Source organism: Nonomuraea candida (genome assembly GCF_000725485.1).
Taxonomy (GTDB): Bacteria; Actinomycetota; Actinomycetes; order Streptosporangiales; family Streptosporangiaceae; genus Nonomuraea; species Nonomuraea candida.
This window is the reverse complement of record NZ_JOAG01000020.1, coordinates 77,186-92,607: the sequence shown is the minus strand read 5'-3', so window position 1 is coordinate 92,607 and position 15,422 is coordinate 77,186. Positions and strand designations below refer to the sequence as shown.

At 73.7% G+C, this 15,422-nt stretch carries 11 protein-coding genes; 7 read left to right on the top strand and 4 right to left on the bottom strand.

The window, feature by feature from the left end:
* Positions 1 to 310: 310 nt before the first annotated feature.
* The 5 genes from kdpF to IO39_RS20800 are packed head-to-tail and all read left to right on the top strand — an operon-like array spanning position 311 to position 7,547.
* Positions 311 to 400: a K(+)-transporting ATPase subunit F gene (kdpF, locus tag IO39_RS50815; RefSeq protein WP_052423135.1), complete on the top strand. Its 90-nt coding sequence runs from the start codon at positions 311 to 313 to the stop codon at positions 398 to 400.
* Positions 400 to 2,061, top strand: a complete 1,662-nt coding sequence (gene kdpA / locus IO39_RS20815) for a potassium-transporting ATPase subunit KdpA (protein ID WP_043625658.1) — start codon at positions 400 to 402, stop codon at positions 2,059 to 2,061. Before kdpF ends, kdpA begins: the two co-directional genes overlap by 1 nt.
* 1 nt (position 2,062) lies before the next feature.
* Positions 2,063 to 4,171, top strand: coding sequence for a potassium-transporting ATPase subunit KdpB (kdpB, locus tag IO39_RS20810; RefSeq protein WP_043625656.1), 2,109 nt, complete (start codon positions 2,063 to 2,065; stop codon positions 4,169 to 4,171).
* Positions 4,172 to 5,008: a potassium-transporting ATPase subunit C gene (locus IO39_RS59440; RefSeq protein ID WP_043625654.1), complete on the top strand. Its 837-nt coding sequence runs from the start codon at positions 4,172 to 4,174 to the stop codon at positions 5,006 to 5,008.
* 1 nt (position 5,009) lies between these two features.
* On the top strand, positions 5,010 to 7,547 hold the full coding sequence (locus tag IO39_RS20800; RefSeq protein WP_043625652.1) for a DUF4118 domain-containing protein: 2,538 nt from the start codon (positions 5,010 to 5,012) through the stop codon (positions 7,545 to 7,547).
* Positions 7,548 to 7,689: 142 nt separating this feature from the next.
* Here the strand turns inward: IO39_RS20800 and IO39_RS20795 are convergent, their stop codons facing one another.
* Positions 7,690 to 9,735, bottom strand: coding sequence for a SpoIIE family protein phosphatase (locus IO39_RS20795; RefSeq protein ID WP_052423134.1), 2,046 nt, complete (start codon positions 9,733 to 9,735; stop codon positions 7,690 to 7,692).
* Between the two features lie 227 nt (positions 9,736 to 9,962).
* On the opposite strand from IO39_RS20795, the gene IO39_RS20790 reads away from it, so the two are divergent.
* A complete protein-coding gene (locus tag IO39_RS20790) occupies positions 9,963 to 11,312 on the top strand; it encodes an LLM class flavin-dependent oxidoreductase (protein WP_281200103.1) in 1,350 nt (449 codons plus the stop codon).
* A gap of 27 nt (positions 11,313 to 11,339) precedes the next feature.
* Here IO39_RS20790 and IO39_RS20785 read toward each other — a convergent pair whose 3' ends face one another.
* The gene (locus tag IO39_RS20785) at positions 11,340 to 12,287 is read right to left on the bottom strand and encodes a helix-turn-helix domain-containing protein (RefSeq protein ID WP_043625647.1); all 948 of its coding nucleotides are present in this window, start codon (positions 12,285 to 12,287) and stop codon (positions 11,340 to 11,342) included.
* Positions 12,288 to 12,384: 97 nt separating this feature from the next.
* On the opposite strand from IO39_RS20785, the gene IO39_RS20780 reads away from it, so the two are divergent.
* Positions 12,385 to 13,461: a saccharopine dehydrogenase family protein gene (locus IO39_RS20780; RefSeq protein WP_052423133.1), complete on the top strand. Its 1,077-nt coding sequence runs from the start codon at positions 12,385 to 12,387 to the stop codon at positions 13,459 to 13,461.
* Positions 13,462 to 13,602: 141 nt separating this feature from the next.
* Here IO39_RS20780 and IO39_RS58940 read toward each other — a convergent pair whose 3' ends face one another.
* Complete coding sequence (locus IO39_RS58940) at positions 13,603 to 14,484, bottom strand: phosphotransferase family protein (RefSeq protein ID WP_043625644.1); 882 nt, start codon at positions 14,482 to 14,484, stop codon at positions 13,603 to 13,605.
* A gap of 139 nt (positions 14,485 to 14,623) precedes the next feature.
* Positions 14,624 to 15,415 carry an ABC transporter ATP-binding protein gene (locus tag IO39_RS20770; protein WP_157548684.1) on the bottom strand — a complete coding sequence of 264 codons (792 nt, stop codon included), beginning with the start codon at positions 15,413 to 15,415 and terminating at the stop codon, positions 14,624 to 14,626.
* Positions 15,416 to 15,422 lie beyond the last annotated feature (7 nt).

The window sequence follows — 15,422 nt, the reverse complement described above, 5'->3', positions numbered from 1 at the left end:
CAGAGGTCGTCAATATTCACGCCGGGGCCGCATGAACCCCGTCAAGAACGACAAAACCCATCAAATCTGGGCGTTTGCTAGTGACGCAGGCGCCCGGCACGGGCGGCTGCGAACGTTCCGACGAATTGAGGAGTGGGGATGGCAGACGTCATCTTCGTCGCCCTGACGATCGCGATCTTCGTGGTCTTCGGGCTGGTCGTGAAGGCGGTGGAGCGGCTATGAGCGAGCCGACGACGGGGCCCGCCCGCCCGGTGCCCGCGGCCACGGCTACGGCTACGGCTACGGCTACGGTTGCGGCTGCGGCGGGCCGATGAGCGCCGTCAACGCCACCGGCCTCGTCCTGGTGGCCGGTCTTGTGATCTTCATGGTCGTGGCCCTGCTGTTCCCGGAGCGCTTCTGATGAGCACCACCGTCGCGGGGATGATCTTCATCGTCTCCCTGATCGCCGTGCTGGCCCTGGTGCACAAGCCGCTCGGCGACCACATGTACCGCGTCTACTCCGGCACCCGGCACAACCCCGTGGAGCGCGCCGTCTACCGGCTGCTCGGCGTGCGCGCCGACGCCGAGCAGAGCTGGGGCGTCTACGCGCGCAGCGTGCTGGCGTTCTCGGTGATCTCGCTCCTGGCCGTGTACGGCCTCCAGCGCGTGCAGGACAAGCTGCCGCTGAGCCTGGGCATGGAGCCGGTCACCGACCACATCGCCTGGAACACCGCGGTCAGCTTCGTCACCAACACCAACTGGCAGGCCTACCCGGGCGAGTCCACGATGGGCCACCTGGTCCAGATGGCCGCGCTGGCGGTGCAGAACTTCGTCTCGGCCGCGGCCGGCATGGCGGTGGCCGTCGCGCTGGTGCGCGGGTTCGCCAGGAGCAGGTCCGGCACGATCGGCAACTTCTGGGTGGACCTGGTCCGCGGCACCCTGCGCATCCTGCTGCCGCTCGCGTTCGCCGGCGCGCTCGTGCTGGTTGCGGGCGGGCTGGTGCAGAACTTCTCGGGCGTGCACGAGGTCACCACGCTGACCGGCGGCACCCAGTCGATCACCGGCGGGCCGGTCGCCTCCCAGGAGGCGATCAAGGAGCTGGGCACGAACGGCGGCGGCTTCTACAACGCCAACTCCTCCCACCCCTTCGAGAACGCCACGAGCTGGACGAACTGGTTCGAGATCCTCCTCATCCTGCTGATCCCGTTCGCGCTGCCGCGCACCTTCGGCCGGCTCGTCGGCCAGGTCCGGCAGGGCTACGCGATCCTCGCCGTGATGGGCGTGATCGCGCTGGCGAGCGTGCTGCTCACCAACGTCTTCGAGCTGTCGGGGGACGCGACCGTGCCGCAGGCGGCGGGCGCGGCCATGGAGGGCAAGGAGGTGCGCTTCGGCATCTCGAACTCGGCCACCTTCGCCGCCGCGACCACGCTGACCAGCACCGGCGCGGTCAACTCCGTCCACGACTCCTACACGCCGCTGGGCGGCATGATGACGCTGTTCAACATGATGCTCGGCGAGGTCGCCCCCGGCGGCGTCGGCGCGGGCCTGTACGGCATGCTGGTCCTCGCCGTCATCACCGTCTTCGTGGCGGGCCTGATGGTCGGCCGCACCCCCGAGTACCTGGGCAAGAAGATCGGCGCCCGCGAGATCAAGCTGGCCTCGCTGTACTTCCTGGTCACCCCGGCGCTGGTGCTGGCCGGCACCGCGGTCGCGATGGGCTCGCAGGAGCGGCGCGCCGCCATGCTGAACGCCGGCCCGCACGGCCTGTCGGAGATCCTGTACGCCTTCACCAGCGCCTCCAACAACAACGGCTCGGCCTTCGCCGGCCTCACCGTCAACACCCCCTGGTACGACGTGGCGCTCGGCCTGTGCATGATCCTCGGCCGGTTCCTGCCGATCATCCTGGTGCTGGCCCTGGCCGGATCGCTGGCCGGGCAGGCGCCGGTGCCCGAGGGCGCGGGCACGCTGCCGACCCACCGGCCGCAGTTCGTCGGCATGGTGGTCGGCGTCACGATCATCCTGGTCGCCCTGACCTTCCTCCCGGCCCTCGCGCTCGGCCCCATCGCAGAAGGACTGTCCTGACATGTCAACCCCCGTACTGGAGAAACCCGCGCCGCGGAAGGCGGACGGCCGGGTGGGCGGCGGCCTGCTCGACCCGAGGCAGCTGGCCGCCTCGTTCCCCGGCGCGCTGCGCAAGCTCAACCCGGCGACGCTGTGGCGCAACCCGGTGATGTTCGTCGTGGAGATCGGCGCGGTGTTCACGACCGTGCTGGCCGTCCTGGACCCGTCGTTCTTCGCCTGGGCCATCGTGGTCTGGCTGTGGCTGACCGTGATCTTCGCCAACCTGGCCGAGGCCGTGGCCGAGGGCCGCGGCAAGGCGCAGGCCGCCACGCTGCGCAAGGCCAAGACCGACACCCGGGCCCGCCGGCTCAGGAGCCGGCACGACCCCGATGGCTGGGACGTCGTCGGCGCCCCCGAGCTGTGCCAGGGCGACATCGTGATCGTCGAGGCCGGGGAGGTGATCCCGGGTGACGGCGACGTGGTCGAGGGCATCGCGAGCGTGGACGAGTCGGCCATCACCGGCGAGTCCGCCCCCGTCATCCGCGAGTCCGGCGGCGACCGCAGCGCCGTCACCGGCGGCACCAGGGTGCTGTCCGACCGGATCATCGTCAAGATCACGCAGAAGCCCGGGGAGAGCTTCGTCGACCGGATGATCGCCCTGGTCGAGGGCGCGAACCGGCAGAAGACGCCGAACGAGATCGCGCTCAACATCCTGCTGGCGGCGCTGACGGTCATCTTCCTGGTCGCCACCGTGACCATGCAGCCGCTGGCGATCTACGCCAAGCTCGTCAACCCGGGCGTGCCCGACTCCCCCGCGCTGGACGCCGACGGCGTCACCGGCGTCGTGCTGGTGTCCCTGCTGGTCTGCCTGATCCCCACCACGATCGGCGCGCTGCTGTCGGCGATCGGCATCGCCGGCATGGACCGCCTGGTGCAGCGCAACGTCCTGGCGATGTCCGGCAGGGCGGTCGAGGCGGCCGGCGACGTGTCCACGCTGCTGCTGGACAAGACCGGCACGATCACGCTGGGCAGCCGGCAGGCGGCGGAGTTCGTCCCGGTCGCCGGAGTGGGCGAGCGGGAGCTGGCCGAGGCGGCGCAGCTGTCCAGCCTGGCCGACGAGACGCCCGAGGGCCGCTCGATCGTGGTGTTCGCCAAGGAGCGCCACGGCCTGCGCGAGCGGGAGATCCACGGCGCGCGATGGGTGCCGTTCACCGCGCAGACCCGCATGTCCGGGGTCGACTTCGAGGGGCGGCAGGTGCGCAAGGGCGCCGCCACCGCCGTCATGAAGTGGGTGCGCGACGCGGGCGGCCACCCCACCGACGAGGTGGGCCACATCGTGGACGGCATCTCGGCCTCGGGCGGCACGCCGCTCGTCGTCGCCGAGAAGGGCCGCGTGCTGGGCGTGATCCACCTCAAGGACGTGGTCAAGGAGGGCATGCGGGAGCGCTTCGACGAGATGCGCCGCATGGGCATCCGCACCGTGATGATCACCGGCGACAACCCGCTGACCGCCAAGGCCATCGCGGACGAGGCCGGCGTGGACGACTTCCTGGCCGAGGCCACCCCCGAGGACAAGCTCGCCCTGATCAAGAGGGAGCAGGAGGGCGGCCGGCTGGTCGCGATGACCGGCGACGGCACCAACGACGCCCCCGCCCTGGCCCAGTCGGACGTGGGCGTGGCCATGAACACCGGCACCTCGGCCGCCAAGGAGGCCGGGAACATGGTGGACCTGGACTCCAACCCGACCAAGCTCATCGAGATCGTCGAGATCGGCAAGCAGCTCCTCATCACGCGCGGCGCGCTGACCACGTTCTCGATCGCCAACGACATCGCGAAATACTTCGCGATCATCCCGGCCCTGTTCGCCGCGGTCTACCCGGGCCTGGACGCGCTCAACGTCATGCGCCTGGCCGGCCCGCAGTCCGCGATCCTGGCAGCGGTGATCTTCAACGCGCTGGTCATCGTCGCGCTGATCCCGCTCGCGCTCAGGGGCGTCAGGTACCGGCCGTCCAGCGCCTCCAAGCTGCTCTCCCGCAACCTGTACGTCTACGGCCTGGGCGGCATCGCCGCCCCGTTCATCGGCATCAAGGTCATCGACCTGCTGATCCAGTTTCTTCCGGGGATGAGCTGAATGGAACGCCTGCCCAGCCGGCTGCGCCGGCACCTGGCCGCTCTCCGGGCGGTCGCCGTCCTGACCGTGCTGCTCGGCCTCGTCTACCCGCTGGCCGCCACCGGCGTCGCCCAGGCCCTGTTCGGCGAGCGCGCCGACGGCTCGGTCGTCGAGCGGGACGGCAGGGCCGTCGGCAGCTCGCTCATCGGCCAGTCCTTCACCGACGCCGACGGCGACCCGATCAGGAAGTACTTCCAGTCCCGCCCGTCCGCCGCCGGCGACGGTTACGACCCGACCTCCACCGGCGCGAGCAACCTCGGCCCCGAGGACGTCATCGACGTCCTGCCCGCAGGCTCGGACGAGGGCAGGCTGTCGCTGCTCACCCAGGTCTGCGCCCGCTCCAAGGCGGCCGGCGAGCTGGAGGGCGTCAGCGGCGCCCGCCCGTACTGCACCCCCGACGGGGTCGGCGCGGTGCTCAAGGTCTTCCCCGACCGCGCCGTCAGCGTCAACCAGGCCTGCCCCGCCGCCCCCTTCATCGCCTCCTACCAAGGGCTGAAGGTCGAATGCGCTCGGCCCGGCGAGGACTACGCGGCCGGCCGCACCGTCCCCGTCCGCGGCGACGTGACCACCGTGCCGGTGCCCGCCGACGCGGTAACGGCCGGCGGCTCCGGCCTCGACCCGCACATCTCCGTCGCCTACGCCGAGCTGCAGGCGCCCCGCGTCGCCAAGGAGCGCGGCCTGGCCCTTGACCGGGTGAAGGCCCTGATCGATGAGCACACCACGGGCCGCGCGCTCGGTTTCATGGGCGAGCCCGCCGTCAACGTGCTCGAACTCAACCTGGCACTCGACGGGAGGTGACGTGAGAGGGCGGCTACGGGTCTACCTCGGGGCGGCGCCCGGGGTGGGCAAGACGTACGCGATGCTCGGCGAGGGCCGGCGCGCCCGGGAGCGCGGCCGGGACGTGGTCGTGGGCTTCGTCGAGACCCACGGCCGCCCCCGCACCGCCGCCCTGCTGGAGGGCATGGAGGTCCTCCCGCGCAGGACGATCGTCTACCGGGGGGCCACCTTCACCGAACTCGACGTGGACGCGGTCATCGAGCGCGCGCCCAAGGTGGCGTTGATCGACGAGCTGGCCCACACCAACGTGCCCGGCTCGAAGAACGCCAAGCGCTGGCAGGACATCGACGAGATCCTGGATGCCGGCATCGACGTCATCTCCACGGTCAACATCCAGCACCTGGAGTCCGTCAACGACGTCGTCCAGGAGATCACCGGGGTGCCGCAGCGGGAGACCGTGCCCGACGAGGTGGTGCGGCGGGCCGGCCAGATCGAGCTGGTCGACATGTCGCCGGAGGCGCTGCGCCGCCGCCTGGCCCACGGCAACGTGTACGCGCCGGAGAAGGTCAGCGCGGCCCTGTCGAACTACTTCCGGGTCGGCAACCTCACCGCGCTGCGCGAGCTGGCCCTGCTCTGGGTGGCCGGCAAGGTGGACGACCAGCTCGACCGCTACCGGGCCGAGCACGGCATCGCCACGACGTGGGAGGCGCGCGAGCGGGTGGTGGTCGCGCTGACCGGCGGCCCCGAGGGCGAGACCCTGGTACGCCGGGCCGCCCGCATCGCGGCCCGGACCAAGGGCGCCGACCTGCTGGCCGTCCACGTCACCAGTTCCGACGGGCTGACCGGCGGCGACCCGGCCCGCCTGGCCCGCCAGCGCACGCTGGTGGAGAGCATGGGCGGCACCTACCACCAGGTGGTCGGCGACGACATCCCGCGCGCGCTGCTCGACTTCGCCCGCGGCGTCAACGCCACCCAGCTCGTGCTCGGCGCCTCCCGGCGCGGCAGGTTCGCGCAGATCCTCTCGCGCGGCGTCGGTGTGGAGACCACCTCCCGCTCCGGCTCCATCGACGTGCACCTGGTCACCCACGAGGAGGCCAAGCGGGGCCGCCGGCGGCCGGAGCGCGCCGGGGCCGCGCTGACCCGGGAGCGGCGGCTGGCCGGGTGGGCGGTGGCGGTGGCCGGCATGCCGGCGCTGACCGGCGTGCTGGCGCCGTTCCGCGACGTGATCTCGCTGCCCAGCGAGATCCTGCTGTTCCTGTGCCTGGTCGTCGGGGTGGCGCTGGTCGGCGGCATGTGGCCGGCGATCGTCGCGGCGGTGGGCGGGTCGCTGCTGCTCAACTGGTTCTTCACCCCGCCCCTCGGGCGGCTCACCATCGCCGACCCGGAGAACCTGCTCGCGCTGATCGTGTTCATCCTGGTCGCGGCGGCGGTGAGCACGATCGTGGACCTGGCGGCCCGGCGCACCCGCCAGGCGGCGCACGCCGGGGCGGAGGCCGAGGTGCTGTCCACGCTGGCCGGGCACGTGCTGCGCGGCGAGGCCGCGCTGCCCTCGCTGCTGGGCCGGCTGCGCGAGACGTTCGGCCTCGACGCGGTCACCCTGCTCGAACGTGCCGGCGAGCCCACCCCGGACGACCAGGCCGAGCCGGAGTCCTGGCGGATCATCGCCACCTCCGGCGCCGCCCCCTGCACCGCCCCCGCGGCCGGGGACACCGACGTCGTGATCGGCGACGGCCTGGTGCTCGCCGCCCGGGGACGGCTGCTGGACGCCGGCGACCGGCGGGTGCTGGAGGCGTTCGCCGCCGAGGCGGCCGTCGCGCTGCGCCAGCAGCGGCTGCAGGAGGAGGCCGAGCTGGCCAGGCCGCTGGCCGAGGCCGACCGGATGCGCACCGCGCTGCTCGCCGCCGTCAGCCACGACCTGCGCACGCCCCTGTCGGCCGCCAAGGCCGCCGTGGAGAGCCTGCGCAACCACGACATCACCTGGTCCGACGGGGACCGCGCCGAGCTGCTGGCCACCGCCGACGAGTCCCTGGCCAGGCTGGACCGCCTGGTGGAGAACCTGCTCGACATGAGCCGGCTGCAGGCCGGCGTGCTCGGCCTGGCGCTCCAGCCCGTCGCTCTGGAGGAGGTCGTGCCCCGCGCGATCGACGACCTCGGCGCTCTGCGGGAGCGCGTCGAGGGCGACATCTCCATCGAGCTGCCCGAGATCGTCGCCGACCCGGCCCTGCTGGAGCGCGTGCTGGTCAACCTGATGGCCAACGCCGTGCGCCACAGCCCGCCCGGCCGCACGGTGGTGATCACCGGCACCTGGCACGACGACGTGGTCGAGATCCGGGTGATCGACCGTGGTCCCGGCATCCCGCCGCAGGACCACGAGCGGGTCTTCCTGCCGTTCCAGCGGCTCGGCGACCGCGACAACGGCACCGGCGTGGGGCTGGGCCTGGCGCTCTCGCGCGGCCTGACCGAGGCGATGGGCGGCACGCTCACGCCCGAGGAGACACCTGGAGGAGGTCTCACGATGATCGTCAGCATGCCGGTCCGCACCAGGACGGCGGCGTCATGACCAAGATCCTCGTCGTGGACGACGAGCCGCAGATCCTGCGCGCGCTGCGCATCAACCTGGCCGCCCGCCACTACGAGGTCGCCGTGGCGCCCCACGCCCCGGACCCGCGCGCCGGGCCGGGCCCGTGGAGGTCGTGGAATGGTCAGGGCTCCGGGGGCACGCGGAGCGCTATCACGGCGATGTCGTCCAGGCCGCTGATCGGCAGGCCACTGACCATCTGGTCGCAGAACCGGTCCACCGGCTCGTCGGCGGCCGACTCCGCCAGGCGGCGCAGCCGTTCCAGGCCCTCGTCGAGGTGCTCGCCCGGCCGCTCGACGAGCCCGTCGGTGTAGAGCAGAACCGTGCTGCCCGGCGGCAGCGGCGCCACCTCCGACACGCGCGTCCCGGCGTACGGCAGGCCGAGCAGCGGGCTGAGGGCGCCGGTCAGGAAGCGGCCCCCGCCCTCGGGGGTGACCAGCAGGGGCGGCGGATGGCCGGCCACCGCGTACCGCAGCCGGTGGCCGGCGCCGAGCTGCTCCACCCGGGCGTACACGCAGGTGGCGGTGACGTCGCCGGACAGCGACTCCATCGCGACGTTGAGCCGGGCGAGGATCTCGCCCGGCGGTTCGCGGCGGTCCATCGCCAGCGCGCGCAGCATGTTGCGCAGCTGGCTCATCGCGACGGCGGCGCTCAGGTCGTGCCCGGACACGTCGCCGATCACCAGCACGGGGACGCCGTCGGGCAGGACGAAGGAGTCGTACCAGTCGCCGCCCACCTCCGCCGCGGCCGGGCTGGCGCGGTAGCGGGCGACGATCCGCAGGCCGGGCAGCCGGGGCGGCTCGGCCAGCAGGCTGTACTGCAGGGCGAGCGCGATCTGCTGGGTGCGCTGGTAGCGGATGGCCCTGCTGAGGGCGTCGTGCGCGTGGTCGAACATGCGGTTGAGCAGGGAGATGTCGGCCCGGCTGATCGCCGGGCGGTCCCCGCACGTCACCACGCAGACCACGGCGGGCACGGCCCCGTCGACCACGACCGGCAGGATCAGCGCGCTGTTGGCGTCGTTGCCCGTCAGCCACGGGCGGGTGCCGGCGGGCACCAGCTCCGGCGGCGGCGACCCGGCGGGGAACGTCTTCAGCAGGGGCCGGCGGCGGCGCACGGCCTTGACGAAGGCGTTGCCGGCGGAGAGCTGCTCCTCGCTGTAGGGCGGGAGCCGCCGCAGGCCGGGCCGCGCGGCGGTGGCCAGCCGTTCGATGATGAACGGGGCGCCGCCGTGCCGCTCGTCGGTCAGGTCGGTGACCAGATAGACGCCGCAGCCGTCGGCCAGTTCCGGCACGATCACGTCGGCCAGCGCGCCGAGCATCTCCTCCAGGCTCCTGAGCTGGGCGGTGGCGGTGGCGGCGCGGTCCAGCAGGCGCTGGCAGCGCTGCTCCTGCCACTGCCGCTCGATGTCGCTGGACAGGCCCACCCACTCCAGCACCTGGCCGTTCTCACAGATGGGCACCGCGCGGAGCTGGAAGTGCCGGTAGCCGCCGTCGACGGTGCGCAGCCGGTAGACGTGCTCCCACACCTCGCTGACCTCGGTGACCGCCCGCGACCAGGACTCGATCGTGCCCGGGCGGTCATCGGGGTGGACCATCCGCAACCAGCCCTGCCCCCGGCACTCCTCCCACGGCTGCCCGGTCACCCGCTCCCAGCTGGGGCTGGGCTCGGAGACGTAGCCCTCCCTGCTGGTGACCCAGAAGATGTCGGCGCTGACGCGCATCAGGCTCTCGTAGCGCCGCAGGATGCGGCGGCGCTGCTCGGACAGGGCCGCCACCCGGCGCGCGGCGGTGGTCTGCTCGGTCACCTCGACCACCACGACGAGCACGCCGTAGTCGCCGGGGCCGAAGACGATCCGCGACAGGCTGGAGGTGAAGTAGCGCTCCCGCGTGTCCGCGCCCCCTGCCAGGGGCACCGCCGGCTCGGCGGTGCCGGTCACCGGCTCGCCCGTGGCGTGCACCCGGTCGAAGTGCGCCCGGTGGTGCCGGCGCGCGAAGTCGGCGAACGCCTCCTCGATCGGCACCTCGCCCCGGGGGTCGCCGAACAGCGAGCGGTAGACGGCGTTGGTGTAGACCAGCCGGTGCTCCGGCCCCCGCGTCACCGCCACCCCGACCGGCGCCGGGTCGAGCACCTCGAACGCCAGTCCGCCGTCCCCCTGATCGCCGGCGTCCATCGTGACCTCCCCCCGATGGTCACAGTCATCGACAGGCTTACCCAGGCAGGCCGGGCGACAACACGACGACGGCCGCCGAATCCCCGCAGGTGGCCGGGGCCGGCGGGAGAAATTCCTTCAAAACCAGTAGGGAATATTGACTTTGGCCGGGCGCGGATCGTACGTTCTGGAGCAGGAGGTCACCCGGACCCGTGCCCCGCGGCGCCGCTTCCCCGATGGAGGACCACGTGACGAAGACCCTGCACCTCAACGCCTTCCTCATGGGCGTCGGACACCACGAGGCCGCCTGGCGCCATCCGCGCAGCGACCCGGCCAGGATCGCCGACATCCGCCACTACCAGGAGCTGGCCAGGATCGCCGAGCGCGGCAGGCTCGACTCGGTCTTCCTCGCCGACAGCGTGGCGCTGCCCGGCAAGGTGCGCCACAACGCGCTCGGCGGCCTCGAACCGCTGACGCTGCTGGCTGCCCTGGCCACGGTCACCGAGCGCATCGGGCTCATCGCCACGGTCTCGACGACGTACAACGAGCCCTTCCACGTGGCGCGCAAGTTCGCCTCGCTCGACCACATCAGCGGCGGCCGGGCGGGCTGGAACATCGTCACCTCCGCCGGCGAGGCCGAGGCCCGCAACTTCGGCGTCGAACGCCCCGCGCACGCCGACCGGTACGCCCGCGCCGCCGAGTTCCTGGACGTGGTCACCAAGCTCTGGGACAGCTGGGAGGACGACGCGATCCTGGCCGACAGCGCCGCCGGCCTGTACGCCGACACCGGCAGGATCCACGACATCGACCACGCCGGGCCGCACTTCTCCGTCAAGGGGCCGCTCAACACCTCGCGCCCGCCGCAGGGGCACCCGCTGCTGGTGCAGGCCGGGTCGTCGGAGGACGGCAAGGAGTTCGCCGCCCGTCACGCCGAGGCCGTCTTCACCGCCCAGCAGACGCTGGGCGAGGCCAGGGAGTTCTACGCCGACCTCAAACGGCGGCTGCCCGCGCACGGGCGGCGGCCGGAGGACCTGCTCGTCCTGCCCGGCATCTCCCCCGTCATCGGCTCGACCGAGCGGGAGGCGCGCGCCCTGGAGCGGGAGCTCGAAGAGCTCATCATCCCCGCGTACGGCCTGGCCCAGCTCTCCCACCTGACCGGTGTCGAGCTGACCGAGGAGCATCTGGACGGGCCGCTGCCCGAGGTGCCCGCCGAGACCGAGGGCGCGCAGAGCCGCCGCCGGCTCGTCGTCGACCTGGCCCGGCGCGAGCGGCTCACCGTCAGGGAGCTGCTGGCGCGGCTGGCGGGCGGGCGCGGGCACCGGGTCGTGGCGGGGACGCCCGAGCAGATCGCCGACCAGCTCCAGGAGTGGTTCTTCAACGGGGCCGCGGACGGGTTCAACATCATGCCGCCGCTGCTGCCCAGCGGGCTGGCCGACTTCGTGGACCACGTGGTGCCGGAGCTGCGGGACAGGGGGCTGTTCCGGTACGAGTACGAGGGCCGCACGCTGCGCGCCAACTACGGCCTGCGCCGCCCACCCTCCCGCTACGCCCGCACCGGCCCGGCCGCCCCGGCCCCGGAGCCCGTCGCCGTCCCCTGACCCCACGTCGCGATCGGCGGGTGCGGGTCAGGCGGGCGGGGCGGCGCGGAACGCGCGGCGGTAGCTGTCCGGCGGGACGCCGACGACCCGCCGGAACTGGCGCCGGAGCGTCGTGGCCGTGCCCATCCCGGTGGCCACGGCCACCGACTCGACGCTCTCGTCGGTGCTCTCCAGCAGCTCCTGCGCCCGGCGTACGCGCTGGATCAGCAGCCACTGCAGCGGCGTCTGACCGGTCACCTCCCGGAAGCGCCGCCCCAGGTGGCGCGGGCTCAGGTTCGCCCGCCGGGCCAGGTCGGCCACCGTCAGCGGCCGGTCCAGCCGCTCCCGGGCCCAGTCGAGCAGACCGGCGAGCAGGTGGTCGCCCGTGGCCTGCAGCGGCGTGGCCACGAACTGGGCCTGGCCGCCGGGCCGGTGCGGCGGCATGACGAGGCGGCGGGCGACCGCGTTGGCGACGGTGGCGCCGTGGTCGAGGTGGACCAGATGGAGGCAGAGGTCGACGGCGGCGGCCTTGCCCGCGGCGGTGAGCACGCTGCCGTTGTCGGTGTAGAGCACGTCCGGATCGACGATGGCCCGGGGGTGGCGGGCGCTCAGCTCCGCGGCGTGCGCCCAGTGGGTGGTGGCCCGCCGGCCGTCCAGCAGGCCCGCCGCGCCGAGGGCGAACGCCCCCGTGCACAGGGAGGCGACGCGGGCGCCGGCCTCGTGCGCCACCCGGACGGCCGCGATCAGCTCCGGGGGCGGCGGCTCGTCGACGTCCGCGCACGCGGGCACGATCACGGTGTCGGCGTCTGCCAGGCGCTCCAGGCCGTGCTCCGGTTCGAGGGTGAACGGGCCGACGCGCACGGGCCCCGGCCCGCAGAGCAGGATCTCGTACCAGTCTTCCGGACCGTCGGGCAGGGGGTTGCCGAAGATCTCGTACGCGACCGCCAGCTCGAAGTGCAGGAGATGGCCGGCGGCCGCCAGTGCCACGGTGTGCATGTCCGAAAGTGTATGGATGATGGCGTTCCAGACTCTCACGGCGGGGTGGCCCGCTCCGCCACAGTGGACACCGCGACACTTCGAGATCAGGAGCATCATGAGCACATCCCAGGCCGGGCCGGACAACGCGCCGGTTCAGGTGGCGGTTTACGGGGCCACGGGGCACACCGGGCGTTTCGTCGTCGCCGAGCTGCTCCGGCGTGGCTTCACCCCCATCGTCTCGGGCCGTGACGCGGCCCGGCTGGAGGCGCTGGCCAAGGAATGGGGCGAGGTCGTGGTGCGCCCCGCCACGGTGGACGACCCCGCCGCCCTGGACCGGGCGCTGGAGGGGGCGGCGGCGGTGATCAACGCCGCGGGGCCGTTCGCGGTGACGGCCGGCCCGGTGGTCGAGGCGGCCCTGCGGGCGGCGATCCCGTACGTGGACGTCGCGGCGGAGATCGAGGCCAACGCCGCGATGTTCGCCGGCTACGGGGAGGCGGCCAGGAAGGCGGGCACGCCCGTGGTGCCGGCGATGGCGTTCTACGGCGGGCTGGGCGACCTGCTGGTGACCGCGGCGCTGGGCGACCAGGCGGGCGGACCGGCCGCGGCGGACGTGGTGCACGTGGCGTACGGGCTGAGCGGCTGGCACCCCACGGCGGGCACCAGGACGGCCGGCCAGGTCTCCCACCAGCGCCGCTCCGGCCGCCGGGTCCGCTTCGCCAACGGCGCGCTGGAGTACCACGACGACCAGGTGCGGGAGCAGGACTGGCTCTTCCCCGAGCCGCTCGGCCGGCGCAGGGTGATCGCGGAGTTCACCATGGCGGACGTCGTCACCGTGCCCAGCCACGTGGCCGTGCCGGAGGTGCGCACCTACATGACCGTCGAGGCCGCCAGGGACCTGGCCGCGAGCGACACCCCGCCACCGGAGGCCGCCGACGCGTCGGGGCTCTCGGACCAGACGTTCGTCGTCGACGTCGTGGTCAGCGCGGGCGGCGCCGAGCGCCGGGCCACGGCACGCGGCCGCGACATCTACGCGATCAGCGCGCCCCTGGCGGTCGAGGCCGTGCAGCGCCTCCTGGACGGCCGGACCCGCGAGGCGGCCCCGGCCGGCGTGATCTCGGCGGGCGCCCTGTTCGACGCGGCGGACTTCCTCGCCTCCCTGGCCCCGCACCTCACGGTCGACCTCCCCGCCTGACCACACCGGCACAACCCGGGAACGACCACCGGCACAACCCGGGAGCGCCGGCACAGCCCGTGGGGTGGCCACGTCGGCACACCCCGGGGACGACCTCGATGGCACGGCCCGTGGCGTGACCCGGGCCGGCACGAGCCGAGCCTAGCCGGGCCGCGACTCAGCGGCCGCGACCGCGCCGAGTGCCGTCTCGATGCCGGGGACGCGCTCGTGCAGCCAGTCGCCGCCGCACTCGTACTCCCAGATCAGGGCCAGCAGCAGGTGGAGCAGCCGGTGCTCGGCCAGGCGGCGCGGCGCGTCGGCCGGGACGCCCGCCGGGAAGTACGCCTCCAGCATGGCGCGCCGCAGGCGGGCCGCGCCGAACTCCGCTCTGGCCAAATCGAGCCACGGCCCGGCCGCGCCGCAGTCGGCCCAGTCGATGACGCCCGCGATGCGGGACCCGGCCGACAGGACGTGCCGCGGATGCAGGTCGCCGTGCACGAACACGCAGGGCTGGCCCCAGCGGGCGCGGTCCAGCAGGACCTCCCGGCACCGGGACAGCAGCGGCGGGGTCAGGACGCCGGCGACCTGGAGCAGCCGATCGGCCGTCGCGGCGACCAGCCCGGCCCAGCTCCCCTCGCCGGCGTACGGGGGCGGGCCGGCCGACTCCTTGAAGAAGCCGGCCCCCTGGACGGGCAGGGCGTGCACGCCGCGCAGCAGCCGCCCCAGCCCGGCCGCCGCCTCGGCCGTGGTGACCCCCGCCCCGGCCGGCACGAACCGCGTCAGCAGGTACGGGACCTGCGCGTCCGCCTCCCCCGCGATCACCTCGGGCACCGGGACGCCCCGCGCCGCCATGGACCGCAGAGCCCACAGCTCCACCTCGACCTCGCGCGCGCCGGCGGCCTTGAAGACGGCGCGGACGCCGGGCTCCAGGGTCACCAGGGCGACGGTGTTGGCGGCGAAGCCGGGCAGCGGCTCGTACCCCGTCACGCGCCGCGACAGCAGGCGCCCGACCGTCTCGCCGTCGATCCGCGCGGCCTCGCTCATGCCCGCCGATCTCCTCTCGTACGGCACGGCCCGTTGGCGCGACCCGGGCCGACACGACCCAGACGGCCCGCACGGCCCGCACGGCCCGCACGGCCCGCACGCCGGCCTCCATGATCGGCCATGCGCGCCGCCGCGACCGTCACCACGGGGACTTCCCGGCGGGGCCGGGGAGCACGCTGATCTGCGGCACGCCGGTGCGGGGGTGGGGGCTCACCTCGGCGTCCACCTCGTACACCTCGGCGAGCAGGGCGGCGGTCAGCACCTGGGCGGGCGGCCCGTCGGCGACGACGCGGCCGGCGGCCATGACGCAGATGCGGTCGCAGAAGACGGCGGCCACGTTGAGGTCGTGCAGCGCGACCACGGCGGTCACGCCCAGGCCGCGCACCAGGCCGAGGACGTCGAGCTGGTGGCGCAGGTCGAGGTGGTTGGTGGGCTCGTCGAGCACCATCGTCCCAGCCTGCTGGGCCAGCGCGCGGGCGATCAGCACCCGCTGCTTCTCGCCCCCGGACAGCCGGTCGAACGGCGCCCGTTCCAGCGCGGTGACGTCGAGGGCGGTCAGCGCGGCCGTGACGATCCCGCGGTCCTCGGCGTCGTCGCCCTGGAAGGCCCGCTTGTACGGGCTGCGCCCCATGGCCACGACCTCGTACACGCTCAGGTCGAACTCCCCCGGCGTCTCCTGCATGACGGCGGCCAGCCGGCGCGCCAGCCGCCTGCCGCCCATCCGCCAGACGTCCTCGCCGTCCAGCAGCACCCGCCCCGAGGTGGGACGCCGGGCGCGGTAGAGGGTGCGGAGCAGGGTGGACTTGCCGGCGCCGTTGGGGCCGCAGAGCGCGACGACCTCACCGGGGGCCACCTCCAGGCTCACCTCGCGCACCAGGTCACGCCCACCGGCCCTGACTCCCACCCCTTCGAGACGGATCCTGCCGGGCATCATCGGC

Coding starts and splice junctions, on each gene's coding strand:
- IO39_RS20795 (WP_052423134.1), bottom strand. CDS start 9,735: ATGGACGCCGGCGATCAGGGGGACGGCGGACTGGCGTTCGAGGTGCTC.
- IO39_RS59440 (WP_043625654.1), top strand. CDS start 4,172: ATGGAACGCCTGCCCAGCCGGCTGCGCCGGCACCTGGCCGCTCTCCGG.
- kdpB (WP_043625656.1), top strand. CDS start 2,063: ATGTCAACCCCCGTACTGGAGAAACCCGCGCCGCGGAAGGCGGACGGC.
- kdpA (WP_043625658.1), top strand. CDS start 400: ATGAGCACCACCGTCGCGGGGATGATCTTCATCGTCTCCCTGATCGCC.
- IO39_RS58940 (WP_043625644.1), bottom strand. CDS start 14,484: ATGAGCGAGGCCGCGCGGATCGACGGCGAGACGGTCGGGCGCCTGCTG.
- IO39_RS20785 (WP_043625647.1), bottom strand. CDS start 12,287: ATGCACACCGTGGCACTGGCGGCCGCCGGCCATCTCCTGCACTTCGAG.
- IO39_RS20770 (WP_157548684.1), bottom strand. CDS start 15,415: ATGCCCGGCAGGATCCGTCTCGAAGGGGTGGGAGTCAGGGCCGGTGGG.
- IO39_RS20780 (WP_052423133.1), top strand. CDS start 12,385: ATGAGCACATCCCAGGCCGGGCCGGACAACGCGCCGGTTCAGGTGGCG.
- kdpF (WP_052423135.1), top strand. CDS start 311: ATGAGCGCCGTCAACGCCACCGGCCTCGTCCTGGTGGCCGGTCTTGTG.